Source organism: Enterobacter mori, from assembly GCF_025244905.1.
Lineage (GTDB): Bacteria > Pseudomonadota > Gammaproteobacteria > Enterobacterales > Enterobacteriaceae > Enterobacter > Enterobacter mori_A.
In genome coordinates this window covers 480,201-506,218 of record NZ_CP104285.1, presented here as the reverse complement: position 1 = coordinate 506,218, position 26,018 = coordinate 480,201, and the positions used below count along the sequence as shown (strand labels likewise).

At 58.2% G+C, this 26,018-nt stretch carries 22 protein-coding genes; 9 read left to right on the top strand and 13 right to left on the bottom strand.

Annotated elements, in window-relative coordinates; all coding sequences use genetic code 11:
• Nucleotides 1–5: 5 nt before the first annotated feature.
• The 4 genes from pyrB to gbpA all read left to right on the top strand — a co-directional run bounded on the left by pyrB (nucleotide 6) and on the right by gbpA (nucleotide 3,459).
• Nucleotides 6–938: an aspartate carbamoyltransferase gene (gene pyrB, locus N2K86_RS02425; RefSeq protein WP_048027955.1), complete on the top strand. Its 933-nt coding sequence runs from the start codon at nucleotides 6–8 to the stop codon at nucleotides 936–938.
• Nucleotides 939–950: 12 nt separating this feature from the next.
• The gene (gene pyrI, locus N2K86_RS02420) at nucleotides 951–1,412 is read left to right on the top strand and encodes an aspartate carbamoyltransferase regulatory subunit (protein WP_023310197.1); all 462 of its coding nucleotides are present in this window, start codon (nucleotides 951–953) and stop codon (nucleotides 1,410–1,412) included.
• A gap of 73 nt (nucleotides 1,413–1,485) precedes the next feature.
• Nucleotides 1,486–1,872: a 2-iminobutanoate/2-iminopropanoate deaminase gene (ridA, locus tag N2K86_RS02415; protein ID WP_008501391.1), complete on the top strand. Its 387-nt coding sequence runs from the start codon at nucleotides 1,486–1,488 to the stop codon at nucleotides 1,870–1,872.
• Nucleotides 1,873–2,010: 138 nt separating this feature from the next.
• A complete protein-coding gene (gene gbpA, locus N2K86_RS02410; protein WP_260660338.1) occupies nucleotides 2,011–3,459 on the top strand; it encodes an N-acetylglucosamine-binding protein GbpA in 1,449 nt (482 codons plus the stop codon).
• 106 nt (nucleotides 3,460–3,565) lie between these two features.
• Here the strand turns inward: gbpA and N2K86_RS02405 are convergent, their stop codons facing one another.
• Nucleotides 3,566–5,950, bottom strand: a complete 2,385-nt coding sequence (locus N2K86_RS02405; RefSeq protein WP_260660337.1) for a beta-N-acetylhexosaminidase — start codon at nucleotides 5,948–5,950, stop codon at nucleotides 3,566–3,568.
• A 178-nt stretch (nucleotides 5,951–6,128) separates the two neighbouring features.
• Complete coding sequence (mgtA, locus tag N2K86_RS02400; protein WP_260660336.1) at nucleotides 6,129–8,837, bottom strand: magnesium-translocating P-type ATPase; 2,709 nt, start codon at nucleotides 8,835–8,837, stop codon at nucleotides 6,129–6,131.
• Between the two features lie 389 nt (nucleotides 8,838–9,226).
• Here mgtA and treR point away from each other — a divergent pair, with 389 nt between their 5' ends.
• From treR to nrdG, 5 genes are all read left to right on the top strand, one after another.
• Nucleotides 9,227–10,174: a trehalose operon repressor TreR gene (treR, locus tag N2K86_RS02395; RefSeq protein WP_260660335.1), complete on the top strand. Its 948-nt coding sequence runs from the start codon at nucleotides 9,227–9,229 to the stop codon at nucleotides 10,172–10,174.
• 128 nt (nucleotides 10,175–10,302) lie between these two features.
• A complete protein-coding gene (treB, locus tag N2K86_RS02390) occupies nucleotides 10,303–11,721 on the top strand; it encodes a PTS trehalose transporter subunit IIBC (RefSeq protein ID WP_260661620.1) in 1,419 nt (472 codons plus the stop codon).
• 51 nt (nucleotides 11,722–11,772) lie between these two features.
• Nucleotides 11,773–13,416, top strand: a complete 1,644-nt coding sequence (gene treC, locus N2K86_RS02385) for an alpha,alpha-phosphotrehalase (RefSeq protein ID WP_260660334.1) — start codon at nucleotides 11,773–11,775, stop codon at nucleotides 13,414–13,416.
• A gap of 374 nt (nucleotides 13,417–13,790) precedes the next feature.
• Nucleotides 13,791–15,929, top strand: a complete 2,139-nt coding sequence (nrdD, locus tag N2K86_RS02380) for an anaerobic ribonucleoside-triphosphate reductase (RefSeq protein ID WP_260660333.1) — start codon at nucleotides 13,791–13,793, stop codon at nucleotides 15,927–15,929.
• A gap of 141 nt (nucleotides 15,930–16,070) precedes the next feature.
• Nucleotides 16,071–16,535 carry an anaerobic ribonucleoside-triphosphate reductase-activating protein gene (nrdG, locus tag N2K86_RS02375; protein ID WP_260660332.1) on the top strand — a complete coding sequence of 155 codons (465 nt, stop codon included), beginning with the start codon at nucleotides 16,071–16,073 and terminating at the stop codon, nucleotides 16,533–16,535.
• Between the two features lie 32 nt (nucleotides 16,536–16,567).
• Here the strand turns inward: nrdG and N2K86_RS02370 are convergent, their stop codons facing one another.
• The 11 genes from N2K86_RS02370 to N2K86_RS22615 all read right to left on the bottom strand — a co-directional run bounded on the left by N2K86_RS02370 (nucleotide 16,568) and on the right by N2K86_RS22615 (nucleotide 25,794).
• The gene (locus N2K86_RS02370) at nucleotides 16,568–18,478 is read right to left on the bottom strand and encodes a BglG family transcription antiterminator (RefSeq protein WP_260660331.1); all 1,911 of its coding nucleotides are present in this window, start codon (nucleotides 18,476–18,478) and stop codon (nucleotides 16,568–16,570) included.
• A 19-nt stretch (nucleotides 18,479–18,497) separates the two neighbouring features.
• Nucleotides 18,498–19,634, bottom strand: coding sequence for a lactonase family protein (locus N2K86_RS02365; RefSeq protein ID WP_260660330.1), 1,137 nt, complete (start codon nucleotides 19,632–19,634; stop codon nucleotides 18,498–18,500).
• Nucleotides 19,635–19,771: 137 nt separating this feature from the next.
• A complete protein-coding gene (gene dagF / locus N2K86_RS02360; protein ID WP_260660329.1) occupies nucleotides 19,772–20,512 on the bottom strand; it encodes a 2-dehydro-3-deoxy-phosphogluconate aldolase in 741 nt (246 codons plus the stop codon).
• Complete coding sequence (locus tag N2K86_RS02355) at nucleotides 20,509–21,627, bottom strand: DgaE family pyridoxal phosphate-dependent ammonia lyase (protein WP_260660328.1); 1,119 nt, start codon at nucleotides 21,625–21,627, stop codon at nucleotides 20,509–20,511. Before N2K86_RS02355 ends, dagF begins: the two co-directional genes overlap by 4 nt.
• The gene (locus N2K86_RS02350; RefSeq protein WP_260660327.1) at nucleotides 21,611–22,744 is read right to left on the bottom strand and encodes an amidohydrolase/deacetylase family metallohydrolase; all 1,134 of its coding nucleotides are present in this window, start codon (nucleotides 22,742–22,744) and stop codon (nucleotides 21,611–21,613) included. The genes N2K86_RS02355 and N2K86_RS02350 overlap by 17 nt, the downstream gene beginning before the upstream one ends.
• Nucleotides 22,745–22,786: 42 nt before the next feature.
• On the bottom strand, nucleotides 22,787–23,428 hold the full coding sequence (locus tag N2K86_RS02345; RefSeq protein ID WP_260660326.1) for a DUF4310 family protein: 642 nt from the start codon (nucleotides 23,426–23,428) through the stop codon (nucleotides 22,787–22,789).
• Between the two features lie 13 nt (nucleotides 23,429–23,441).
• Nucleotides 23,442–24,218: a DUF4311 domain-containing protein gene (locus N2K86_RS02340; RefSeq protein WP_023310182.1), complete on the bottom strand. Its 777-nt coding sequence runs from the start codon at nucleotides 24,216–24,218 to the stop codon at nucleotides 23,442–23,444.
• Nucleotides 24,219–24,240: 22 nt separating this feature from the next.
• The gene (locus N2K86_RS02335; protein WP_006810338.1) at nucleotides 24,241–24,540 is read right to left on the bottom strand and encodes a DUF4312 family protein; all 300 of its coding nucleotides are present in this window, start codon (nucleotides 24,538–24,540) and stop codon (nucleotides 24,241–24,243) included.
• Between the two features lie 2 nt (nucleotides 24,541–24,542).
• Entirely contained in the window at nucleotides 24,543–24,905 is a 363-nt protein-coding gene (locus tag N2K86_RS02330; RefSeq protein WP_010427372.1) for an SFCGS family glycine-rich protein, read from the bottom strand.
• Nucleotides 24,906–24,915: 10 nt separating this feature from the next.
• Complete coding sequence (locus N2K86_RS02325) at nucleotides 24,916–25,254, bottom strand: PRD domain-containing protein (protein ID WP_126545607.1); 339 nt, start codon at nucleotides 25,252–25,254, stop codon at nucleotides 24,916–24,918.
• A 327-nt stretch (nucleotides 25,255–25,581) separates the two neighbouring features.
• Nucleotides 25,582–25,794: an EexN family lipoprotein gene (locus N2K86_RS22615; RefSeq protein WP_407065262.1), complete on the bottom strand. Its 213-nt coding sequence runs from the start codon at nucleotides 25,792–25,794 to the stop codon at nucleotides 25,582–25,584.
• Between the last annotated feature and the right edge of the window lie 224 nt (nucleotides 25,795–26,018).

Here is a 26,018-nt window from a genome sequence, read left to right as displayed (position 1 = left end):
TAAACATGAATCCGCTTTATCAAAAACACATCATTTCCATAAACGACCTCAGCCGCGAAGAGCTGGAACTGGTTCTGGAAACCGCGGCAAAACTGAAGGCCAATCCGCAACCGGAGCTGCTGAAGCACAAGGTGATTGCGAGCTGCTTCTTTGAAGCCTCGACCCGCACCCGCCTCTCCTTTGAGACCTCCATGCACCGCCTGGGGGCGAGCGTGGTGGGCTTCTCGGACAGCAGCAACACGTCGCTGGGTAAAAAAGGCGAGACCCTGGCGGACACCATTTCGGTTATCAGCACCTACGTCGACGCGATTGTGATGCGCCACCCGCAGGAGGGCGCGGCGCGTCTGGCGACCGAGTTCTCCGGCGGTATTCCGGTGCTGAACGCCGGTGACGGCGCCAACCAGCACCCGACGCAGACCCTGCTGGATCTGTTCACCATTCAGGAGACGCAGGGCACGCTCGAGAACCTGAACATCGCCATGGTTGGCGACCTGAAATACGGTCGTACCGTCCACTCCCTGACCCAGGCGCTGGCGAAATTTAACGGCAACCGCTTCTACTTCATCGCCCCGGACGCGCTGGCGATGCCGCAGTACATCCTCGACATGCTGGACGAAAAAGGCATTGCGTGGAGCCTGCACGCCAGCATCGAAGAGGTGATGAGCCACGTGGATATTCTCTACATGACCCGCGTGCAGAAAGAGCGTCTGGACCCGTCCGAGTATGCCAACGTGAAGGCGCAGTTCGTGCTGCGCGCCAGCGACCTCGAAGGCGCACGCGACAACATGAAGGTGCTGCACCCGCTGCCGCGCATCGATGAGATCACCACAGACGTGGATAAAACGCCGCACGCCTGGTACTTCCAGCAGGCCGGGAACGGCATCTTCGCCCGCCAGGCGTTACTGGCACTGGTTCTGAATCGCGAATTAGCTCTGTAAGGGGAGACGACCATGACACACGATAACAAACTCCAGGTTGAAGCCATCAAGCGTGGCACCGTGATTGACCACATCCCTGCGCAGGTGGGCTTTAAGCTGCTGACGCTGTTCAAACTGACCGAAACGGACCAGCGCATCACCATCGGCCTGAACCTGCCGTCGGGCGAGATGGGCCGCAAAGACCTGATCAAAATCGAGAACACCTTCCTGACCGACGAGCAGGTTAACCAGCTGTCGCTGTACGCGCCGGACGCCACCGTCAACCGCATCGACGAGTATGAAGTGGTTGGCAAATCCCGCCCGAGCCTGCCGGATCGCATCGAAAGCGTGCTGGTGTGCCCGAACAGCAACTGCATCAGTCATGCTGAGCCGGTTTCATCCAGTTTTGCAGTGAAAAAACGCGCCGATGACATCGCGCTCAAATGCAAATACTGCGAAAAAGAGTTTTCTCATTATGTGGTGCTGGCCAACTAATTGAGGTTGGTAATGAAATCCCGGCTGTTATAATGGCCGGGAACATTCTTAACGCTGTAATTCTGGAGAAAACATGAGCAAAGTACTCGCGACGGAAAATGCACCAGCGGCTATTGGCCCTTACGTTCAGGGCGTTGATCTTGGCAGCATGATCATCACTTCCGGGCAGATCCCGGTGAATCCAAAAACCGGCGCGGTGCCGGAAGATGTCGCGGCACAGGCGCGTCAGTCGCTGGAAAACGTGCAGGCTATCGTGGAATCTGCCGGCCTGAAAGTGGGCGATATCGTCAAAACCACCGTTTTCGTGAAAGATCTGAACGATTTCGCGACCGTTAACGCCACCTACGAAGCGTTCTTCACCGAGCACAACGCCACCTTCCCGGCGCGCTCCTGCGTGGAAGTGGCGCGTCTGCCAAAAGACGTGAAAATTGAAATCGAAGCGATTGCCGTACGTCGTTAATTCATTTCAGTTTATACAGGGCAGCTTCGGCTGCCTTTTTTATTTCGACCATTTTTACTCCCGGCATTCAATGACGTCGGGTGCTGTCCATTAATAGACTGCTGCTGTTTTATTACCTTCTATTAAAATGGACTAAGAATGAGAATCTCTAAAATTGCGCTGGCGGTAGCGACATTCGCCGTCGCCTCTTCTGCGTTTGCACACGGATATATTGAGTCACCCGCCAGCCGCGCTTATATGTGTAAGCTCGGCCAGAATATTGACTGTGGCTCCGTTCAGTACGAACCGCAGAGCGTAGAAAAAGCCTCCGGTTTCCCGACAGGGGCAGAGCCAGCAGACGGACACCTCGCCAGCGCGGGTATCTCGCAGTATTCTCAGCTCGATAAACAGAGCCTGAACACGTGGACCAAAAGCCCAATGACGGCGGGTCCACATGAATTCGTCTGGCACCATACCGCGCCGCATAAAACCACCAACTGGCGTTATTACATTACCAAACAAAACTGGGACCCCAATAAGCCCCTGACCCGCGACCAGTTTGAATTAACGCCGTTCTGTACCATTAACGGCAATGGCCAGGCACCCGCGATGACCAAATCCATGACCTGTAATGTACCCGAGCGTACGGGCTACCAGGTTATTTATGGCGTGTGGGAGATTGCGGATACCGCAAACAGTTTCTATCAGGCGATTGACGTAGATTTCGGTAACGGCGGCAACGTTACGCCGGACGACACGCCAGCCGTTGTTTCCCAATGGAGCAAAACCCTGAGCGGACAGATTGCCGGGAATAACCTGAACGTGGGCGATAAAGTGATTGCACGCTTCTTCGACGCCAACGGGGAAGTTGCCGCCCTGCGTACTGAAATGACCATCGGCTCTTCCGAACAAGGCGACGCTAACCAGTGGTCCTGTGATCTGGCGCAGAAGATCAACGCCGCACAGAGCGACGTGCGCGTCGGCATGAAGGATGAAGCGGGTGAAATCAGCCCGGTTCACGGCGCAAACAGCGTATTCGTGAAAGACGGCAGCACGCTGCAGTCCGTGGCCGTCTCGTATGAAGAGCAAAAAGCGCAGGTGAATGAGACGATCGCCGTCACCGATCTGCAGTACAGCAAAATCGAACATGGCAACGCGACCGTGACCTTCCACGTCAACACCAAAGGTGACGTGGATATGGAAGCACATGTGATGAACCACCACGGTGCGGAAAAAGGCTACCTGAAGCAGGAGATGAATAACGCCAATCAGGACGTGACCATGACCTTGAACGACGTGACGCCGGGCCACCACATGCTGAAATACTACGCGACCAATAAAGAAGGCATTCTGTTCGCCCAGGACGTGCTGAACCTGATGCTGGAAAGCGACGCGGCGGACAGCAGCAGCCCGCATGACTTTATCTTCCCGGACAGCATTGCCTCCTACAAAGCGGGCACCGTAGTGTTACAGCCTAAAGACGGTAAGACCTACGAGTGTAAACCGTTCCCGTACAGCGGCTACTGCGTGCAGTACAGCCCAACCGCAAACCAGTATGAGCCAGGCGTTGGCGCACACTGGAAAGAGGCGTGGGTGTTGAAGAACTGAGTGGAAAAACCTTACCCCTCACCCTAACCCTCTCCCCATAGGGGAGAGGGAACCGATCGAGCCCCTCGCCCCTTTGGGGAGAGGGGTTGGGGTGAGGGGATATTTTCTACTGATTCCGCGTTGCCCTAAGCAGCGTCTCCAGCGGATAGACCGCCGCAATCACCACTTCGTCCTGCACCTTCGCCGCGTTATCCAGCTCGCTCTGAATCGAGGCGATCTCCTTGTCATCCAGCGTGCCCTGGCGCGCCACCAGATCCGTCAGCCTCAGGCCAATCGAGGCCAGCTTATCCACCTCCTGGATCACCGGCTTCATCGCCTTCAGCTGATAGCTGTTTTCGCTTAAGGCCAGCGCGTCGCTGGTGTTGCTCTGCCAGCGGTTAAAGACGTGGCGCAGGGCGTCAGCGCTTTCCGTGTCTTCCGCATCGCTCACCAGACGGTCCGCCCACTTGTGCATCTGGCGCACGGTGGCGCTTTCGGCGTTCAGGGCATCCGCGAAGCGGTTGAGCGGCTCGAACTGATGATAGTTCCCGGCCTGGAACTTCAGGTGCTGGCGGGTGTAGTACTGCGCGGGCTCTACCGCCTGCGCGAGGACCTGCAGCGGCAGCGTGTCGGCATTACCGGCGAGGCGCGTGAACTGCACCTGCTGCTGGGTATGCTGCTGCAGCCCGACCGACACCGTCGACCAGCTGTCCATCGCCTGCAGACGGGTGTACATGTTGTCGACATCGTTGACGTCCTTCGCCGACCACAGCCGCTCCGCCACCACAAAGGCGCGCGGCCACAGGCGGATATCCAGCACCGGAGCAACCACGTTTTCCGCCCACAGCGCGGCTTCTCCACCGAGCAGGTTGGCCTGGTTCGCCACCTCCGGCACGACGGGCGGAATGCCTTTCGGCACGTCGTCCAGACGCGTACCGCTGATTGGGTAGCGCGTATTCCCCACCAGGAAATAACCGGAGAGCTTGTCGTTATCGACGGTGACCACCGGGCGCGTTTCGCCCATCCAGGTATCAACGGTAAACGTGACCTGATTGTCATCACGCCATGCAATATCCTGCACCGCGCGGCGGGATTTTCCGGCAAAATCAATAAATCCGCGCCAGCCGGCATCGCCTTTTACCAGCGTGAAGGTTCCTTCCACCGGCTTGCCTTTCAGGCGCGGCATGGAGAAGGCCCAGCTCTGGACGCTGTCGGTGTCTGCAATCACATCCACGCCGTTTAAGCCCCGCGGCACGATTTCGTTGCGGTAGTGATAGGCGGTGGACTGGGGCTGGTCGAGATAGAAGCCGGTGGAAAGAATCCCTTTGTAGCCGTTCTGCGCCACCTGCCCCAGCGCATCCTGCCCCTGCCAGGACTGGATCAAAATGCTTTTCGGTAAGTCAGGATGGTAGATCTCATCCCAGCCGACCATCTGGCGGTGATGCTTCTCGAGAATGGACTCCAGCTTGCGGTTGAAATAGGCCTGCAGCGCGTGGCTGTCCGCCAGTTTGTTGTCGCGCATAAATCTCTGGATCGCCGCGTTTGCCTTCCATTGGCTGTCGTCCACCTCATCGCCACCGATATGCAAATACGGATCGGGGAAGATCGCCGCCAGTTCGCTGACCATCGCGTCGGCAAAGGCGTAAGTCGCCTCTTTGGTGGGATCGAGAACCGGCTTCAGCACGCCCCAGTTGCGCTCCATAGCGTACGGCCCCGGCGCGCTCATCAGCTCCGGGTAGGCGACGGCAATCGCTGAGGCGTGACCCGGCATATCGATTTCCGGCACCACGCGTATGCCGCGTTCGGCTGCGTAACGCACAATCTCACGCATCTGCTCAGGGGTGTAGAACAGCCCGTCGCTGGCAAGCTGGGTTAATTTTGGATAACGCTTCGAGGTAAAGCGCCAGCCCTGATCGTCAGTCAGATGCCAGTGCAGGACGTTGAGCTTGGCCGCAGCCATGCCGTCGATCTGACGCTTGATATCGGGTAACGGGATGAAATGGCGCGCCGAATCGAGCAGCAGCCCGCGCCACGGGAAGCGCGGCGAATCTTCGATGGTAACCCACGGAATCGAAGTGTTTTCGGCACCGTTCTGCATCAGCTGGAGCAAGGTTTCCATTGCGCGCAATGCGCCAAAGCGGGTGTTAGCGGAGATGTTCACGCCGTTGGCATCCACTATGAGTTTGTAGCTCTCATCGCTGTCCGGCAGCGGCTGCGGCTTCACCTTTTTAGCGATGGCGATACGGATGGTCGGCTTGTCAGGTTTTTCGGCCTGTGGCTGTAGCGTCCAGCCGGTTTGCAGCGCTATGCGCTGGCGCAGGCGGTTGACCGCATCCCCCAGATCGTCGCCGCTGACGCTCACGGAGAGTTGATTGTTAAGCACCAGCGCGCCCTGCGTCGTCGGGCGTTCAACCTTCGCAGGCCAGGGCATCAGGGGAAGGTCGCCTGCCGGCGCGGCAAAAGCGGAGGCGCCGAGCATAAGCCCGGCGGTTAAGAGACTGTACCGTAACATGAATGTTCCTTATCTGACGGGCCAAATACAGGCAAAACATTCTGTTAACATGCGTACAAATTGTCGTCAAGCGAATGCACCGACGGAGATCACAGGTTGTTGAATTTGGGAGGAAAGCCAGATGCCGGGTGGCGGCTTCGCCTTACCCGGCCTACGTTTGGATTGTGGCAAAATGAGCTTACTGCCACCCATATCGACGCGCATAGAATCCTTTCACCATCTGCGTCAGCACCATATAACCCGCGAGGATCGCCACCAGCCACGGGAAGTAGCTCAGCGGCAGCGCCTGCAGCTGCAGGTAGCTTGCCAGCGGCGAGAACGGCAGCGCGATACCCAGCGCCATCACAATCCCCGTCATCACAATCAGCGGCCACGCGGCACGGCTCTGGATGAACGGAATGCGGCGCGTGCGGATCATATGCACAATCAGCGTCTGGGACAGCAGCCCTACCACGAACCAGCCGGACTGGAACAGCGTCTGGTGTTCCGGGGTGTTGGCGTGGAACACAAACCACATCAGGCAGAAGGTCAGAATGTCGAAGATGGAGCTGATCGGCCCAAAGAACAGCATGAAGCGACCCAGATCGGCCGGGTTCCAGCGCTGCGGCTTCTGGATTTGCTCGTCGTCCACGTTATCAAACGGGATCGCTACCTGAGAGACATCGTACATCAGGTTCTGGATCAGCAGGTGCAGCGGCAGCATCGGCAGGAACGGCAGAAACGCGCTCGCCACCAGCACGCTGAAGACGTTACCGAAGTTGGAGCTGGCGGTCATTTTGATGTACTTGAGCATGTTGGCGAAGGTGCGGCGGCCTTCGATCACGCCCTCCTCCAGCACCATCAGGCTCTTTTCCAGCAGAATGATATCCGCCGCCTCGCGGGCGATATCCACCGCGCCGTCGACGGAGATACCGATATCCGCCGCGCGCAGCGCGGGCGCGTCGTTGATGCCGTCGCCCATAAAGCCCACCACGTGCCCTTCGCGACGCAGCAGCGTAACGATGCGCTCTTTGTGCATCGGCGTCAGGCGGGCAAACAGCGTGGTGCGTTGGGCAAGCTCGGCCAGCTCATCGTCGGACAGGTGCTCAATGTCGCTCCCCACTACGACGTCGCCCGCGTCCAGGCCCACTTCGTGGCACACTTTGGCCGCCACCAGCTCGCTGTCGCCGGTGAGGATTTTGACGGTAATGCCGCTCGCCTTCAGCGCCTTCAGCGCCGGTGCGGTGGTCTCTTTCGGCGGATCGAGGAATGCGATGTAACCCTCGAGGATCAAATCGGATTCGTCGATACGCTGATAATCCCCTTCACGTGCGGGCAGAATCTTGCTGGCCACCGCCACCACGCGCAGCCCCTGGCGGTTCAGATTATCGGTGACGCGCTTGATGCGGCGCAGCATGGTGTCGTCCAGCGGCACGATCTCGCCGTTGTAGCGCACCTGCGTCGACACGTTGAGGATCTCCTGCAGCGCGCCTTTGCAGATCAGCTGATGCACGTCTGTCTGCTCGCTCACCACCACCGACATGCGGCGGCGCTCGAAGTCGAACGGGATCTCATCCACCTTCTGCCAGCGGCCGGAGAGCGTGCGGGCAGATTCCTCGTCCACGCCTTCCAGCACCGCGACGTCGAGCAGGTTTTTCAGCCCGGTCTGGTAGTGGCTGTTGAGCCACGCGCTGTGGAGCACTCGCTCGCTGGTTTTACCGGCGATATCGGTGTGGTTCTCCAGCACGATTTTGTCCTGCGTCAGGGTGCCGGTTTTATCGGTGCAGAGGATATCCATCGCGCCGAAGTTCTGGATGGCGTCCAGGTGTTTGACGATCACTTTCTGTTTAGAGAGCTTCACCGCCCCGCGCGCCAGCGTGGAGGTAACAATCATCGGCAGCATTTCCGGCGTCAGGCCGACGGCCACGGAGAGCGCAAACAGCGCCGCTTCCCACCAGTCGCCTTTGGTGTAGCCGTTGATCAGCAGCACGATCGGCGTCATCACCATCATAAAGCGGATCAGCAGCATGCTGACGCGACCAATGCCTTTCTGAAACGCGTTCGGCTCGCTCTCCTGCTCGCTGACGCGCCCGGCAAGCTGCCCGAACCAGGTGTTGCCGCCGGTGGCGATCACAATCGCCTGCGCCGTGCCGCTGACCACCGTGGTGCCCATAAAGCACAGGGTGTCGCACTCAAGCGGATTCATCTGCTGCGGGTCGCGGCTACGCGCCACCTTTTCAACGGGCAGGGATTCCCCGGTCAGCGAGGCCTGCGCCACGAACAGATCGCGCGCCTGGATAATGCGTAAATCCGCCGGGATCATGTCCCCCGCCGCCAGCTTCACCAGATCGCCCGGCACCAGCTGGTCGATAGGCAGCTCCACCCAGGCGTTTTCACCGAGATCGTTAATCACGCGCGACACGGTCGCGGTGTTGCTGACCATCGCCTTCAGGGCATCCGCCGCTTTAGTAGAGCGGGCTTCCTGAATAAAGTTCAGCAGCGTGGAAATACCCACCATGAGGGCGATCACGCCTGCGGCAAACAGATCTTCCGTTGCGTAGGAGATAATGCCGAGTACCGTCAGCAGCAGGTTGAACGGGTTGCGGTAGCAGAGCCACAGGTGTACCCACCACGGAGACGGTTTCTGCGCCGGAATTTGGTTATCGCCGTGCACGGCGCGGATTTTTTCCACTTCGGCTGCGTTTAGCCCTTCCGGGTGTCCGCCAAAGGCGCGCCAGACTTCGTTTTCATCCATTGCCGCCGCGTTCAGGCAGCGTTCGCTCAGGGACGCGGGGATCGCCGCCCCCGCCATGTTTTTGGCGTTTGGCAGCGGGTCGCGCTGAACAAGACGGTGTGGCAGGTGGCGGCTCAGAAGGGCCTGCAGCTGCCGGGTGATATTTTTAAACATAGTCATTCCTCCGCATCCGCGAATGCGGACGCAGCATTTCCTTCAGGCGTGGCAAAGCCGTACCTGAGAGGCACTCAATTTTTCAAGCAGGAACGTTTGGGACGTTGCTGCCTCACATCACCGGTGAGACAGCAAAAGCTGGCTTACCGGAAAGAACGTTTTCTCCCGTTCAGGAGAGGTGTGGGATCGGGATCCATGTGGCCTCCGGTAAGTAAAAGTAGGGTGTCGCCGCGCAGTATAAGGATTTAACCATACCGTTTGTGGCAATTCGGGCGGTATTATAACCCCGCGCAAGTAAACCGAACGTAAACCAGACTTTGCCCATAGCGAAATCGCGCTATAGCATTAGGCTCAATTCACTACATCGTCGTTGTTACAGGGAATACAGCATGCAGAACCGCCTTACGATTAAAGACATCGCGCGTTTAAGCGGCGTGGGGAAATCGACCGTCTCACGCGTGCTGAACAACGAAAGCGGCGTCAGCGAACGCACGCGCGAGCGCGTCGAGGCGGTCATGAATCAGCACGGCTTTTCCCCTTCCCGCTCCGCGCGCGCCATGCGCGGGCAGAGTGACAAAGTGGTCGCGATCATTGTCTCGCGTCTGGACTCTTTGTCTGAAAACCTCGCCGTACAGACCATGCTGCCCGCCTTCTACGAGCAGGGCTATGACCCGATCATGATGGAGAGCCAGTTCTCGCCCCAGCTGGTTGAAGAGCATTTAGGTATGCTTCAGCGGCGCAATATTGACGGCGTGGTGCTGTTTGGTTTTACCGGCATCAAAGAAGAGATGCTGAGACCCTGGCAGCCGTCGCTGGTGCTGCTGGCGCGCGACGCACACGGTTTTGCCTCCGTCTGCTATGACGACGAGGGGGCGATTATTACCCTGATGCAGCGCCTGTTTGACGAAGGCCATCGCCACATCAGCTATCTGGGCGTGCCGCACGCGGACGTCACCACCGGCAAGCGGCGCCATGAGGCCTACCTGGCCTTTTGCAAAAACCACAATCTCTCCGCCGTGGCCTCTCTGCCGGGGCTGGGTATGAAGCAGGGCTACGAGCAGGTCGCCAGCGTCCTGACGCCGCAGACCACCGCGCTGGTGTGCGCAACGGATACCCTGGCACTGGGTGCCAGCAAATATCTGCAGGAGCAGCGTATCGACAACCTGCAGGTGGCGAGCGTCGGCAGCACGCCGCTGATGAAGTTCCTGCACCCCGAGATCATCACCGTTGACCCAGGCTACGCCGAGTCCGGCAGACAGGCCGCCGCGCAGTTGATCGAGCAGATCAACGGGCGCGCAGAGCCGCGGCAGATCGTTATTCCCGCCCACCTTTCATAACCCCCGCTTAACGGATTATTGTGATCTTCGCCTGATTTCGGGAACGTTCCCATTTTCGCCGTCACGCTGAAGGAGTAGGCTTGCGCTCAGGTCATTACCCCCCTCACCATCTGTCATGAGGTTTCATGATGAGTAAAGTCAAACAAGCAGATATCGATCGGCTGATCGTCCTGGTCGGCGGCCGCGAAAACATCGCCACCGTCAGCCATTGCATTACCCGCCTGCGCTTCGTGCTGAACGATCCGGCCAAAGCCAACCCAAAGGCCATTGAAGAACTTTCCATGGTCAAAGGCTGCTTCACCAACGCCGGGCAGTTCCAGGTCGTCATTGGTACCGAAGTGGGCGATTACTATCAGGCTCTGCTGGCGACAACCGGGCATTCCTCTGCGGATAAAGAGCAGGCGAAGAAAGCCGCGCGCCAGAATATGAAGTGGCACGAGCAGCTGATTTCCCACTTCGCGGAGATCTTCTTCCCGCTGCTGCCGGCGCTGATCAGCGGGGGCTTAATTTTAGGCTTCCGTAACGTCATCGGTGATGTGCCGATGAGCGACGGCAAAACGCTGGCGCAGATGTACCCGGCGCTGCAAAGCATCTACGACTTCCTGTGGCTGATCGGTGAAGCGATCTTCTTCTATCTGCCGGTCGGGATTTGCTGGTCCGCGGTGCGCAAAATGGGCGGTACGCCGATTCTGGGCATCGTGCTGGGCGTCACGCTGGTCTCTCCACAGTTAATGAACGCTTACTTACTTGGTCAGCAGGTGCCTGAGGTGTGGAACTTCGGCCTGTTTACCATTGCCAAAGTGGGCTATCAGGCGCAGGTCATTCCGGCATTGCTGGCCGGTCTGGCGCTGGGCTTTATTGAAACGCGCCTGAAGCGCATCGTGCCGGATTACCTCTATCTGGTGGTGGTGCCGGTCTGCTCGCTGATTATTGCCGTGTTCCTGGCACACGCCTTTATCGGTCCGTTTGGCCGCACGATCGGCGACGGCGTGGCCTTTGCGGTGCGCCACCTGATGACCGGCAGCTTCGCGCCGATTGGTGCCGCGCTGTTTGGCTTCCTGTACGCCCCGCTGGTGATCACCGGCGTGCACCAGACCACGCTGGCGATCGACATGCAGATGATCCAGAGCCTTGGCGGCACGCCGGTCTGGCCGATTATCGCGCTGTCTAACATTGCGCAGGCTTCTGCGGTAACCGGCATTATCATCGTCAGCCGCAAGCACAACGAGCGCGAGATCTCCGTTCCGGCCGCTATCTCCGCCTATCTCGGCGTGACCGAACCGGCGATGTACGGTATCAACCTGAAATACCGCTTCCCGATGCTCTGCGCGATGATCGGTTCCGGTCTGGCAGGTTTACTGTGCGGCCTCAACGGCGTGATGGCGAACGGCATTGGCGTCGGCGGCCTGCCGGGCATCCTCTCCATCCAGCCCGCGTTCTGGCAGGTGTTTGCCCTGGCGATGGCGGTGGCAATTATCGTCCCAATGGCGCTCACCACCGTGGTTTATCAGCGTAAGTTCCGTCAGGGCACGCTGCAGATTGTTTAATTCTCTCTTTCGGGGCGCAGTTGCGCCCCTTCGCATTTGCAGGAACGCACTATGAATACTCTCCCTCACTGGTGGCAGAACGGCGTCATCTATCAGATTTACCCAAAGAGTTTCCAGGACACCACCGGCAGCGGCACGGGCGATCTGCGCGGCGTGACGCAGCGTCTGGACTACCTGAAAACTCTCGGCATTGACGCCATCTGGCTGACGCCGTTTTATATCTCCCCGCAGGTGGATAACGGCTACGACGTGGCGAATTACACCGCCATCGACCCGGCCTACGGCACGCTGGATGATTTTGACGAGCTGGTTAGCGAAGCGCACGCGCGCGGCATCCGCATCGTGCTGGACATGGTGTTTAACCACACCTCCACGCAGCACGCCTGGTTCCGCGAGTCGCTGAACAAAGAGAGCCCGTACCGCCAGTTCTACATCTGGCGCGACGGCACGCCGGAGCAGCTTCCCAACAACTGGCGCTCCAAGTTTGGCGGCAACGCCTGGCGCTGGCACGCCGAGAGCGAGCAGTATTACCTGCACCTGTTTGCGCCGGAGCAGGCGGACCTCAACTGGGAAAACCCTGAAGTGCGTGCCGAGCTGAAAAAGGTGTGCGAATTCTGGGCCGATCGCGGCGTGGACGGCTTGCGTCTCGACGTGATTAACCTGATTTCAAAAGATCAGGATTTCCCGGAAGACAACATTGGCGACGGTCGCCGCTTCTACACAGACGGGCCGCGCATCCACGAATATCTGCAGGAGATGAGCCGCGACGTCTTCACTCCGCGCAACCTGATGACGGTAGGCGAGATGTCCTCGACATCGCTTGAGAACTGCCAGCAGTACGCGTCGCTCGACGGAAGCGAGCTGTCGATGACCTTTAACTTCCACCACCTGAAGGTGGACTACCCCGGCGGCGAAAAGTGGACAAAGGCGAAGCCTGACTTCGTGGCGCTGAAAACCCTGTTTACCCACTGGCAGCAGGGGATGCACAACAAAGCGTGGAACGCGCTGTTCTGGTGTAACCACGACCAGCCGCGCATCGTGTCGCGCTTCGGTGACGAAAGGGAGCACCGCGTGGCTGCCGCGAAGATGCTCGGCATGGTGTTGCACGGCATGCAGGGCACGCCGTATATCTATCAGGGCGAAGAGCTGGGGATGACCAACCCGCACTTCAGCCGCATCACCGATTACCGGGACGTGGAAAGCCTGAACATGTTCGCTGAACTGCGGGCCAACGGCCGCGAGCCGGATGAATTGCTGGCGATACTGGCAAGCAAATCCCGCGATAACGGACGCACGCCAATGCAGTGGGACGCTTCGCACAATGCGGGCTTTACCGAGGGCGAGCCGTGGATTGGGGTCTGCGATAACTACGAAACGGTGAACGCCCGCTCGGCGCTCGACGACCCGGATTCGGTGTTTTACACCTACCAGTCGCTGATTAGCCTGCGTAAAACCCTGCCAGTGCTGACGTGGGGGGATTATGAGGATCTCCAGCCGGAACATCCTTCTCTTTGGTGCTATCGCCGCCAGTGGCAGGGGCAGACGCTGATGGTGGTGGCGAACCTGAGTAATACGCCTCAGGAATGTCAGACAGACCTTCTCAGCGGTAAGTTGCAGGTGTTGATGAGTAACTACCCGACACCGCAAACGACGTCGCTGCGTCCGTTTGAAGCCGTCTGGTGGTTGCAGCAGTAACCGTCCTGCCGGGTGCAGCCCTGCACCCGGCTTACTTTACTGTTTTTGTTGAATAATTAATCAGATTTTTCTCGTACGCCTTTACAATCGCTGAAGCGCCCGTCGTTTGTACTCTCGTCTTTTTACTTTGTTCTGCATCAAATAAATCGCAAACATGTTTGATGCAAATCACTATATGTAGCACTTAAAATGCATCCCGACCCAACATCTTGTATTTATTGTCTACTATTCCAACAACAAGACGGCGCTTACGCTGGCCGGAATTGTGGATAACACGAGCTGGGAACGCGGGAAGTCTTTGGCCCGGCGGGGAATACGCCCGGTGAATACTTCTCCACCTTTGTGGATAACCTGTTTTCAAAAATGGAGTGATCATGACACCGCATGTGATGAAACGTGATGGCTGTAAAGTGCCGTTTAAATCAGAGCGCATCCAGGAAGCCATTCTGCGTGCAGCTAAAGCAGCGGGAGTCGATGACGCAGATTACTGCGCCACCGTCGCAGAAGTCGTTAGCAGCCAGATGAATGAACGCAGCCAGGTCGATATCAATGAGATCCAGACCGCGGTTGAGAACCAGCTGATGGCGGGGCCTTACAAGCAGCTGGCGCGCGCCTACATTGAGTACCGTCACGATCGTGACGTGCAGCGTGAGAAGCGCGGTCGCCTGAACCAGGAGATCCGTGGCCTGGTCGAGCAGACCAACTCCGCCCTGCTCAATGAAAACGCCAATAAAGACAGTAAAGTGATCCCGACCCAGCGCGACCTGCTGGCCGGTATCGTCGCCAAACACTATGCCCGCCAGCATCTGCTGCCGCGCGATGTGGTGTCTGCGCACGAGCGCGGTGAAATTCACTACCACGATCTCGACTATTCGCCGTTCTTCCCGATGTTCAACTGCATGCTGATCGACCTGAAAGGCATGCTGACCCACGGTTTTAAAATGGGCAACGCCGAGATTGAACCGCCTAAGTCGATCTCCACGGCCACCGCCGTCACCGCGCAGATTATCGCCCAGGTGGCAAGCCACATTTACGGCGGCACCACCATTAACCGTATTGACGAAGTGCTGGCCCCGTTCGTGACGGCAAGCTTTAACAAGCATCGTAAAACGGCGGAGGAGTGGCAGATCCCGGACGCTGACGGCTACGCGCACTCCCGCACCGAGAAAGAGTGCTACGACGCCTTCCAGTCGCTGGAGTATGAGGTGAATACGCTGCACACCGCCAACGGCCAGACGCCGTTTGTGACCTTCGGCTTTGGCCTCGGCACCAGCTGGGAATCGCGTCTGATCCAGCAGTCTATTCTGCGTAACCGTATTTCCGGCCTCGGCAAAAACCGCAAAACGGCGGTGTTCCCGAAACTGGTATTCGCGATTCGCGACGGTCTGAACCACAAGTTTGGCGATCCGAACTACGACATCAAACAGCTGGCGCTGGAGTGCGCCAGCAAGCGCATGTATCCGGACATCCTGAACTACGATCAGGTCGTGAAAGTGACCGGCTCATTTAAAACGCCAATGGGCTGCCGCAGCTTCCTCGGCGTGTACGAGGATGAAAACGGCGAGCAGATCCACGACGGACGTAACAACCTGGGCGTCATCAGCCTGAACCTGCCGCGCATCGCGCTGGAGGCCAAAGGCAATGAAGCTGAATTCTGGACACTGCTGGATGAACGCCTGCTGCTGGCGCGTAAGGCGCTGATGACCCGTATCGCACGCCTGGAAGGGGTCAAAGCCCGCGTGGCGCCGATCCTTTATATGGAAGGGGCCTGCGGCGTGCGTCTGAAAGCGGACGATGACGTTTCCGAGATCTTCAAAAACGGCCGCGCGTCAATTTCGCTGGGCTATATTGGCATTCACGAAACCATCAACGCCCTGTCTGGCGATACGCATATGTACGACAGCGAGGCCCTGCGCGAAAAAGGCGTTGCGATTGTTCAGCGCCTGCGCGACGCGGTTGACCAGTGGAAAGAGGAAACCGGCTACGGGTTTAGTCTCTACAGCACGCCGAGCGAGAACCTGTGCGACCGCTTCTGCCGTCTGGACACCGCCGAGTTCGGGATTGTGGAGGGCGTGACCGACAAAGGGTACTACACCAACAGCTTCCACCTCGACGTGGAGAAAAAGGTGAACCCGTACGACAAAATCGACTTCGAAGCGGCCTATCCGCCAATCGCCAGCGGCGGGTTCATCTGCTACGGCGAGTACCCGAACATTCAGCACAACCTGAAGGCGCTGGAGGACGTGTGGGATTACAGCTATCAGCACGTGCCGTATTACGGGACCAACACGCCAATCGACGAGTGCTACGAGTGTGGCTTTACCGGTGAGTTTGAGTGCACCAGCAAAGGCTTTACCTGCCCGAAATGCGGCAACCACGACGCGGCCCGCGTCTCCGTGACCCGCCGCGTGTGCGGCTATCTCGGCAGCCCGGATGCGCGTCCGTTTAACGCCGGCAAGCAGGAAGAGGTGAAGCGCCGCGTGAAGCATTTGGGGAATGGGCAGATCGGGTAAGTTCTGCGCGGGGTTTTCCCCCTCACCCTACCCCTCTCCCTCAAGGGAGAGGGGACCGATCGAGCACATTGTTATGCCGGCCGCCGGTTTTCTCCCTCTCCCTGTGGGAGAGGGCCGGGGTGAGGGCATCAGGTTAACGCTATGAATTACCATCAATACTACCCCGTCGACATCGTCAACGGTCCCGGCACCCGCTGCACCCTGTTTGTTTCAGGCTGCGTCCACGAATGCCCCGGCTGCTACAACAAAAGCACCTGGCGCCTGAATTCCGGCATGCCGTTCACCGCGGAGATGGAAGATAAAATCATCAACGACCTGAACGACACGCGCATCAAACGCCAGGGGATTTCCCTCTCCGGCGGCGATCCGCTCCATCCGCAAAACGTGCCGGAGATCCTGAAGCTAGTGAAACGCATTCGCCGCGAGTGCGCGGGAAAGGATATCTGGGTCTGGACGGGATACAGGCTGAATGAGCTGAACGCGCAGCAAATGGAAGTGGTGGATCTGATTAACGTCCTGGTCGACGGCAAGTTCGTGCAGGATTTAAAAGACCCGGCGCTCATCTGGCGCGGCAGCAGCAACCAGGTTGTGCATCATCTGCGTTGATCAAAGGCGGATAATATCCATCCGCCCTTATCTCAAAACCGACTCAAACTCTCCATTGCCACCGCCTTAAACGCGGCAAAATCTCCGCAGCCACACAGCCGCGACATTGCCCGCTCGCGCAGGAAGGTGACGAAGATATCGTAAATCGCCATCGCCTCTTCGTATTCGCTTTTGCTGATGGCGAGCAGGAAGATGACGTGCGCGGTTTCGTCCCCCCACGGGACGCCGTGCGGGGCGAGCACGGTATAGACCACCGTTTTCTGCGCCAGCAGGCCGAGTGAGTGCGGCAGCGCAATGCCGTCGCCGAGCATGGTGCTGACGATGGCTTCACGCTCGACGACGGAGTCCAGAAACTCTGCGCCGACAAACCCCTCGCCTTCAAGCTGCGTGCACAGTTCCCGGAACAGCGTTTGCTGGTCAACAGGCTTGTCGATAATGCGGAAATGGGCCGCGTCGAAGTATTTATCCAGCATCCACGGGCGGGTGCGGTCCACCAGCACCAGCTTGCCGATCTGCTCTAACTGATAATCAGTCGGGAACGGGGCGATCGTCACCACCGGTTTCGACTTTTCGCTGACGCGTGCGGTGGCGATCACAAAGTCTTCACTAATCGTTTCCGCCAGCTCGTACTCGCGCAGGGTAAGCGTGCGCGTGACCTCAATTTGCGGGTATTTACGCTGCAGCACTGCTTCAATCATGCGGACCATGGCATTACCGGCGTCGCACACCAGCAGCACGCGCGGCTGGCGCTGGTAGCCGATGTTGTAGTGGCGCTCCAGCCCGACGCCAATATGCAGCACCAGGAAGCCGATCTCGTTTTCGCTGATCACATACGGCGTGTATTTCCCCCAGCTCGACACCGCCGCGAGGGTCATATCCCAGGCCATCGGGTAGTGCTGCTTGATGTTATCCAGCAGCGGATTGGGGATCATGATTTGATACCGCACGCGGGTGATCATGGTTTTGATGTGCGTGAGCAGGTCCGCGTGAAGCTGCTCGTCGCTGAGCAGGTTGTAGTTATAGTGGGTGTTGATGTAGCGCAGGATGTAGTTGACCAGCGCTTCATCGTCATCAGCGTTAATGGCGCTCGGGGCAATCTCCTGAATCTGCCGCGCCGCAATGTGCACGCACAGCCAGTTCTCTTCCGAAGGCGAAAGCGGTTTCCCCGCCAGATGCTGGATAGACACCGCAATATCTTTCGCCGCTTCACGCACGTTCTCTTCCACATCTTCCGCGTGGAATTCCGGAAGCGGGAAACCTTCGCTGATACGACGTACCGACACCGCGCAGTACAGGCGCAGGAACAGCTCGCCTTCGTCGGTCAGGCGGATGTGATGTCGCGTCAGCGCCTCGTGCAGCACGGCCACCATCTGCTCCGGCACACCCGCGTTGAGAGCAACTTCGGTCACCAGCGGGTTGAGACTGTCCTGCTGCGCCAGCTCCCAGAGCAGGTCGGTCAGGCACGCGCGGGTGGACATCTCGCTGCCAAACAGCTTCATGCCGTGGCGCGGACGGGTTTCCAGCGTCAGGTTGTAGCGATGGAACCACTCGCGCACTTCCACCATGTCGCTTTGCAGCGTGGCGCGGCTGACGAACCACTCGTCCGCCAGATCTTCCAGCTTGAGGGAAAACGCTGAGGTAAGAAAACGTACCACCAGATAGTGCACGCGCTCGGGACCGGTCCGGGGAATGCGCAGCGCGCGCGGGTGGGATGCCTGTAATTGCTGGTATCGTTCAGCATCGTCAATTTTGAGCTGATAGCCATTGCCGCGGCTGAGAATAAACTGCGCGCCGTGGCTTGCCAGCAGCGCGTTCAGGGCGGTGATATCGGCACGGACGGTTCGCGTGGAGACCGACAGCCGCTGCGCCAGCTCGTCCTGCGGCAGCGTCTCGTTTTGCAACAAATCGAAAAGTTGCGCTAAACGTTGGTTCGGAAATCGCACGGGTTTGTCCTCTTACGGCTTAAGGTGAAATGACCATCTGGGATGGGCTGCCGACCGGGGTATAGTCTGGCTCAAAGCTTAATTTTCCGTCCTGCGCCACGCGGAAACGGGTAATGTTGTCGCTGCGCTGATTCATGACGTACAGCCAGCGCCCCTGTTTATCGAGCGTCAGGGTGCGCGGATAGTCGCCGCGCGTCCAGATATCGTCCTGATGGGTCAGCGTCCCTTCCGCTGTTACGGTAAAGTGCCCGATGCTGTTATGCAAACGGTTAGCCACATACAGCTGTTTACCGTCGGCGCTTAATGCCAGCCCCGCAGCAAAGCTGGTGCCTTTGTAACCTTCCGGCAGGGCTGAAAGCGTTTTACCCTCTTTTAAGGTGCCGTTGGCGTTCACGGTATAATGGGTGAGCGTAGACGCCTCTTCGTTAATCAGCCACAGGGCATCGCCTTTTGGCGTAAAGACAAAGTGGCGTGGCCCGGCCCCTTTCGAAGAGGCACTGATAAACGGCGGATCGTTTGGCGTCAGCTTTCCGGTTCGATCGTCAAAGCGGTACTGATAGATGCGATCTAACCCCAGATCGGTGGAAAAAACGTACCTCCCGCTCGGATCGGCGGCGATCATGTGCGCATGCGGGCCGTTGTGATCGCTGATAGCGAAACTGCCCTCTACAGCGGCTTCCGGTTTTGCTGCACCCGGTTCGCCCTGATCCTGATGTTTATCCGTGGCATCCCCCAGGCTGCCGTCTGCGTTAACGGGCAGCACCGCGACGGTTCCGCTGACATAGTTCGCCACCAGCAGATGCTTACCGTTCGGCGTCAGTGAAAGATACACCGGCCCGGCACCGCCGGACGCTGCCTGATTGAGCTCGCTCAGCTCCCCGTTATCGCCGACGCGCAGCGCCTGCACCACGCCCTGCTCCACTTCGCTTGCCAGATAGAGCGTTTTACCGTCGTGTGAAAGGGTCAACTGCGCCGCATTCGGCAGTTTGCTCACCAGCGTTTTGTTACCCAGCGCGCCGGTTTGCGGGTCAACGGTAAAGCGGTAAAGCCCTTCGCCGTTGGGGTTGTAGGTGCCGACCCAGGCATACTGGGTTTGAGCAACAGCGGCGGTAGCCAGTAAAGAGAGTGAAGCGACAAGCAGGGTACGGGTGTGCATGGTGGCTCCTTCGGGTTTGTGCGGTATTCCTCCCCTCACCCTAACCCTCTCCCCAAAGGGGAGAGGGGACGATTACACCCTCTCCCCTTTGGGGAGAGGGCTGGGGTGAGGGGTAAGGTTTTGGTTTTGCTTTTGTTTTACTTCACCAGCTTCTTCGTCATCGCAAGCAGCGTGCGCACGTCTTCCGGGCGCGTATCGCCGCTGGCTTTGTCGATAATCGAGCTGTAGATATGCGGGATGATTTTGCTCACGCCCGCGTCGAGGGCGATCTGCAGGATCTCCTCATAGTTTTCCAGATCGATACCGCCCGTTGGCTCCAGCCAGAAGTCGTGACGGGCGCAGGCTTCCGCCACCGCCTTGTACTCGTCGCGGCACTTCAGGCCGCCCATCGGGAAGTATTTGATGGAGCTGCCGCCGAAATCTTTCAGCAGGGCAATCGCGGTTTCAACCGGCACGATGCCGTCCGGGGCCGTGCTGCTCAGCGGGCCGGTGGAGATTTTCACCATTCCGACGGTGCCGGTCGGCGAGACCAGACCGTTGACCACGGACTCATTCTGCCCCAGCAGCGCGCGGCTGGTGGCGACGCCGGTAAAGACCTGATTAACATGCTGCGGCTGCACCTGGCGGGAGATTTCGCTCACCATCGCCGACTGGTTCGGATCGCCCGCGCCCAGCCCAACGGAAAGCGCGTTATCAATCAGCTTCGCGTATTCGCGCATATCCGCAACCGCGCTGGCTACGTCCGGGTAGTTTTTGGAGAGCACGCCCACCAGCACGTGGCCTTCCGCCGCCTCGTAAATGGCGCTGGCGTTGGCCTTCGACCCTGCCAGCACGTTCAGGCAGACGCGGTCACGGTAAAAGTTGGGGGTCAGTTTCATGCATTTTTCTCCTGTCCTAACACTTCGCTAATGCGGCGGTAGACGATGTTCAGCTGGTCAGCATTCACGCTGCGCACGTCCGCTTCGATAATCCCTTCGTTGGCCTTGTAGCCACGGAAGTAAATGGCGTATTCGCCCTGTTTCAGCTTCGCCACCAGGTCACCCGTGCCGACGCCCGTTGCGGCTTCGTCAAATTTAATCTCGGTGCGGGCGATGTCGCGACCGGCGCTGTCCCAAACCACGCGCGCGGTGACGCCGTTCAGGGTGTTGAGCGCGTCGATAAACGGCGTCATCTTCGCCACCATCTCAGCCCCGCTCTCTTTGGTCGCCGTCAGGTAGTGTTCGATGGCGCAGGTCAGGCCGAGAATGCCCTCTTTACCCACCTTCATGGCACGACCAATGCCCGCCGTCTGGCGCTTCACCCACTCAACGTACTGGGTTTTGCCGATTACCAGCCCGCTGGTTGGCCCTTCGATCGCCTTCGCGCCGCTGTAAATCACCAGATCCGCGCCGGAGCGGTAGTACACGTGCAGATCTTCTTCCGCTGCGGCATCAACGATCAGCGGCAGATCGTGTTTACGCGCGACAACCGCCGCCTGCTCCACGCTGAGCATGCTTTTCTGTACGCAGTGGTGAGATTTAATGTAGAGGATCGCCGCCGTGCGCGGGGTAATTGCCGCCGCCAGCTGATCGGCAGAGCATTCGTTGGCGTAGCCCGCTTCCACCAGCTTACCGCCGCCCAGCGCCACCATGCTGCCCACCGGCGCGCCAAAGTTCACGTTGTGGCCTTTCGGCAGGACGATTTCGTTGTTCTCAATCGGGGTGACGTGCAGGTTTTCCAGCAGCCAGTCGCTGTCTTTGACCAGCACCGCCGCCACGGACTGGGCAATGCCCGCCGACGCGCAGGAAACGACCGTCGCACCTTCCACATCCAGCAGCTTCGCGATGTACTCCCCGGTTTTGTTGACCAGATCCTTCATCTCGAAATAGTGATTCATGCCGTCCATCGCCGCCTGCACCACTTCCGGGCGCGGCGTGGAGACGCCCAGCGCCGTCATGCGGCCAGAGGTGTTGATAACCTGTTTTAAGTTGTACTTTTCATAAATCGAAGGCATGTTCCGTGCTCCCTTGTTCGGTCATGTAGCCCTTGCCCGCGCGGATCGCGGCAAGCGGCACCAGAATGTGTTCAGCCTGCAGGCTGTCGTTTTCAGCATCCGTCAGCACCGTCGGCTGGCGTTTAATCGTGAACAGCGTCAGGTCAGCGTCGAGACCCGGCTGGATCCGGCCTTTGCGCGTCAGGCGCAGGCCGTCGGCGGCGTTGGCGGTGACGCAGTCAATCACCTGCGGCAGCGACATGCCGATGGCGAGAAACTTCGACATCACGCTTGCCAGCGAACCGACCGGGCCGCTGATGCGGTTGCGGCAGTAGATATCCGAGCTGATGGTGTGCGGCAGAATGCCCATCGCGATGGCGCGTTTCGCCACCTCAAAACTGAAGCTCGCCGTACCGTGGCCGACGTCCAGCCGCACGCCGCGCTTCAGGGCGGAGGTGATGGAGGCGCGCAGCTCGCCGGAGGGCGTCAGAATGCGGTTGGGTTTGCCGTTGTAGCAGTGGGTGATAATGTCGCCGGAACTCAGCAGCTCGGCAATTTCGTCGAGGTTCGGCGGGTTGTTGCCAATGTGCACCATCAGCGGCAGGTCGCCGTTCTCTTTCTGAATGGCTTTCGCCCGCTCCAGAGGCGTAATGCCGTTTTCACCGACCACGCTGCTGCTCATGCGCGCTTTCAGGCCGACGATAAAATCAGGATGGCGCGTCACCGCCTGCTTCACCGCATCGGCGTCGATGTTGGCCATGTTAGCCAGCTCGTTCTGGGCGATCAGGCCCACGCGTGAGATGTTCAGCAGGGCAAAGACCTCGGTAGAGGCTTTGCGGGTGATTTCATAGAAATCGTCCACGTCGTCGGCACCGGTACTGCCCGCGTCAACCACGGTGGTGACGCCGGTAGCAATGCCCACGCTGTCAGGTTCGTCGTGGTAAATGGGGGAGTTCGGGTAGCAGTGAACGTGGGAGTCAATCCAGCCCGCGCTGACGAATACGTCGCCGCTCAGCTCAACCGTTTTACGGGCGGGAGCGTCAATCTCGCCCAGCGCCGCGATTTTCCCGTCCTGAATGGCGATATCGGTCAGGGTATCGTCGGTAAGGCGCGCACGGCGCAGGAGTAAATCAAACATGAGGATCTCCTGATAAGACGGGCGCCAGGGCGCCCGCGGGTATTAAAGGGCGACCGGGAACAGCCAGCCCAACAGCATCGCACCGAGGATCGCGCCGCCGGTAATCGGCTTCTGCCAGATGTAAAACAGCAGTGCGCCCAGCAGGGAACCGACGCCAATCGGAATGGAGGCAGTCATGGCGCTGAGGATAATCAGCGGCCCGAGGAAGCGGCCGGAGGCGTTACCCGCGCCCATCATCACGTCTGCACCGTAGGTGGAGTTACTCTGGTTGATGGTGAACTTACGCGCCAGGATGATGACGTAGCCAATCGCCAGACCAATCACCAGGCCGGTGATCAGCGAAGCAATGAAGTTGGTCACCGGGAACATGATGCCTGCCCCCAGCAGCAGCGCCGGTACGCCAAGGCCTACGCCGGTCTGGATGGCGCCGCCGATGTCGAGGATGCCCACCAGCGACCCTTCAATAATACGGGCGAACAGGAAGCTCGCGCCGAACGCCGCCACCGCGCCGTAGACGCCGGTATCGATTCCTGCTTTCAGCATCGCCACGAAGGCCACTTCGTTAAACGCGCCGATGCCGTAGAGGTAGTACATATGCGTCCCGGCGAAGACGCCGGAGGAGAGCAGGCCAACGAAGATCGGGAACGACCAGTCGGCATACCAAAAACCTTTATTCTGTTCCATGTAGAGGCTCCTGTTATTTACCGCTGAGCGAGTTGTGGATCATGTCGAGCCAGTTCGGCACGGTCAGATGGAAGGATTCGATCATCTTCATGTCGAAGCCGCGGAAGAAGCCGCTCAGCACGAACAGCAGAACGATAGCCGCCATCATCACTTTGGTGACGTGGTTCCAGCCGCTCTCTTCCACGCCTTTACCGATCAGGATGCCCAGCACCAGGCCCGGCACGGCGTTGCCCATAATCAGCTGCGCCGCGCCGCCAAAAATGGTGGCCCAGAAGCCCGATTTTTTACCCGCGTCGATGGCCGCCAGCCAGAAGATCACCGGCATCACGGTGTTGACCAGCAGGTTAGCCGCCGGGACCAGCACCTTCACGGCGGTGACCTGAAGCGCGGCCGGAACGGAGGAGGCGGTCAGGTTAAGGAAGGTCACGACGAGCATGCCGATCACGCCGCAGGCAATCGCCATTTTGCGCGGATCGTGCAGCGTTTCGCCGACGTTACGGTTTTTGATCATCAGTGCGGCAGCACCCCAGTTCGGGATGATGCGGTGGTCAACGTCCTGTGTGAAGGCACCTGCGGCCACGGAAGAGGCCCAGGCGTTAAAGAAGAAACCTAACCCGAAGGAGAAGTGGGACGCCGGATCCCCTTCACAGGAGTTCAGTTCCCCCAACGTACGAAACGCGCCCATACCCTGAGTGGTAGGCGCATGAAACATGCGTGCAGCCCCGGCTCCGACACCGACGCCAACCAGGCCGCCAATGATGAGCGATTTTATTAATATAATTAAGAACATCAGTCTGCCCTTTTATGAATAATCAGCGTTGCGTGACGAAATCCACCTGGTCGAGATTGATGGCGGTCACGTTGACGGTCACATCCAGCTCCACGCTGTAGGTGCGTCTTTCCCGGCGCAAAAAGAAGAACAGAAACGCTTCTTTACGCACCGCTTCTTGCGCCTGAACAACCTGCACATCCTGTGGCTCAATACGCAGTAAGATATGCGGTGAGGCTTTCATCACCGCGGCCTGAACGTGGTTGAGCGCGTCGGCAAAGGCGCGCGCTTTGGCGTCGCCTTTCCCCTTCACTCTCACCGTGGTTGTGAACTGTTCTTTCATGCTTATGCGCCGTATTTCTTCTGCCACGCCTGTACCAGACGCTCGCCCAGCTCTTCTTTATCCATAAAGCCAAAGCCCAGCACGTTGCAGCCTTCGTTGATGGCGGTCACGCCCTCTTCCACGGAACGCATGCCGTATTTCGCTTTGTAGCCATATTTGGTTTGCGCGGTGATAGCGCCCGCGCCGCCGCTGCCGCAGAAGGAGATGCCGAAGGTGGCGTTTTCCGCTTTCATCATGTCGCCGAGCTTCATATCGGCAGCCATACCCGGTACGACAACCGCACGTCCGCCCGCTTTTTCCACACCAGCGGCCACTTTCTGACCTTTGCCCAGGCGATCGCCAATCACGACTGTAATCTGTTCCATGTGTTGCTCCTTAAAGGTTGTCTTTCGCGACTTCAAAGTGAACGGAGAGCAGCCAGGCTTCTTCATCAGGAAGGTTGCCAAACTGCGCCACCACTTCACGGGCAAGTTGCATTGAATCTGGTGAAATTTCGTCGAACAGTTCCGCTTCAACCTCCGGCAGCGGCTCGCCGGTCACGGACCGGTGCGCCATCGCGCGAACGTGGGAGGTGAGCATCTGCTCCTGTACCGCATTGGGGATGATGTTGTGCCGGGCAAGCAGGGCATAAACCTGCTGCAGCATGGTGTTCGCGAGCTGCTCTGTTTGCTCCGCCTGTTCCCCAACGTCGTTCATTACCGCTCCGTTAATCACTGGTCTTACCCCGTTAATGGCTCTGGGGTAAAACTAACGTTGAGGGGGGATTGTTTGTAGCGAGTTGTTTTCCACTTCGAAGTGGAAAGGCGAGCAGCAGCAGTGATCTGTGCCACATAATTCAGGTGAAAATGGATAAAATGAATGATTTGCGTGATGAATATCACGCTATAACGCGTAAGCAATGGGACAAGGAAGCACAAATCGCCAGTACGCAATGTATGAAAATGTGAGCTGGATAAGGTTTTCTTATGAGACGCAAGGCACGGAGCATCTCCGTAGAAATGCCGTATGACAACACGCTCATTTATCTCAATGTTACAATGATTAATTCGTTATGGTGCTCATCCGCTCTGCTTGTATTAATGCATCATGCGCATTAGCACATTCATCATTTCGCCAGAGACTATTATCACATTCCTCTGAAAGATGAAGGGCTTCACTTAAATGTCGGGAAAAATAATCGACTGATTTTATCGAGTTATCACAACCGGTAACGATACTGAGCAGTAAAGTGAGTACAATACAAACCTTTAACATCTAACGTTCCCCTGTAAAACTTATGGCTTCCTTGCCTGGCCGCGTAATAAATCATACATCTGACTGTAATAATTTAATCTGGATCATTATTCATTAGGATAAAAACCCCTCCGGAGATTAAAAAACAACCAAAGACATAATTTCTTTAATTATATTAAGAAGTTAATAATCAATAAATAAAACACTGTTCCAACTAAATGGCTGAAGCGCTTTTTTTATTTATA

Excerpts from the sequence above, each read along its gene's own strand:
- pyrB (WP_048027955.1), top strand. The coding sequence starts at position 6 with ATGAATCCGCTTTATCAAAAACACATCATTTCCATAAACGACCTCAGC.
- pyrI (WP_023310197.1), top strand. The coding sequence starts at position 951 with ATGACACACGATAACAAACTCCAGGTTGAAGCCATCAAGCGTGGCACC.
- ridA (WP_008501391.1), top strand. The coding sequence starts at position 1,486 with ATGAGCAAAGTACTCGCGACGGAAAATGCACCAGCGGCTATTGGCCCT.
- gbpA (WP_260660338.1), top strand. The coding sequence starts at position 2,011 with ATGAGAATCTCTAAAATTGCGCTGGCGGTAGCGACATTCGCCGTCGCC.
- N2K86_RS02405 (WP_260660337.1), bottom strand. The coding sequence starts at position 5,950 with ATGTTACGGTACAGTCTCTTAACCGCCGGGCTTATGCTCGGCGCCTCC.
- mgtA (WP_260660336.1), bottom strand. The coding sequence starts at position 8,837 with ATGTTTAAAAATATCACCCGGCAGCTGCAGGCCCTTCTGAGCCGCCAC.
- treR (WP_260660335.1), top strand. The coding sequence starts at position 9,227 with ATGCAGAACCGCCTTACGATTAAAGACATCGCGCGTTTAAGCGGCGTG.
- treB (WP_260661620.1), top strand. The coding sequence starts at position 10,303 with ATGAGTAAAGTCAAACAAGCAGATATCGATCGGCTGATCGTCCTGGTC.
- treC (WP_260660334.1), top strand. The coding sequence starts at position 11,773 with ATGAATACTCTCCCTCACTGGTGGCAGAACGGCGTCATCTATCAGATT.
- nrdD (WP_260660333.1), top strand. The coding sequence starts at position 13,791 with ATGACACCGCATGTGATGAAACGTGATGGCTGTAAAGTGCCGTTTAAA.
- nrdG (WP_260660332.1), top strand. The coding sequence starts at position 16,071 with ATGAATTACCATCAATACTACCCCGTCGACATCGTCAACGGTCCCGGC.
- N2K86_RS02365 (WP_260660330.1), bottom strand. The coding sequence starts at position 19,634 with ATGCACACCCGTACCCTGCTTGTCGCTTCACTCTCTTTACTGGCTACC.
- dagF (WP_260660329.1), bottom strand. The coding sequence starts at position 20,512 with ATGAAACTGACCCCCAACTTTTACCGTGACCGCGTCTGCCTGAACGTG.
- N2K86_RS02355 (WP_260660328.1), bottom strand. The coding sequence starts at position 21,627 with ATGCCTTCGATTTATGAAAAGTACAACTTAAAACAGGTTATCAACACC.
- N2K86_RS02350 (WP_260660327.1), bottom strand. The coding sequence starts at position 22,744 with ATGTTTGATTTACTCCTGCGCCGTGCGCGCCTTACCGACGATACCCTG.
- N2K86_RS02345 (WP_260660326.1), bottom strand. The coding sequence starts at position 23,428 with ATGGAACAGAATAAAGGTTTTTGGTATGCCGACTGGTCGTTCCCGATC.
- N2K86_RS02340 (WP_023310182.1), bottom strand. The coding sequence starts at position 24,218 with ATGTTCTTAATTATATTAATAAAATCGCTCATCATTGGCGGCCTGGTT.
- N2K86_RS02335 (WP_006810338.1), bottom strand. The coding sequence starts at position 24,540 with ATGAAAGAACAGTTCACAACCACGGTGAGAGTGAAGGGGAAAGGCGAC.
- N2K86_RS02330 (WP_010427372.1), bottom strand. The coding sequence starts at position 24,905 with ATGGAACAGATTACAGTCGTGATTGGCGATCGCCTGGGCAAAGGTCAG.
- N2K86_RS22615 (WP_407065262.1), bottom strand. The coding sequence starts at position 25,794 with ATGTTAAAGGTTTGTATTGTACTCACTTTACTGCTCAGTATCGTTACC.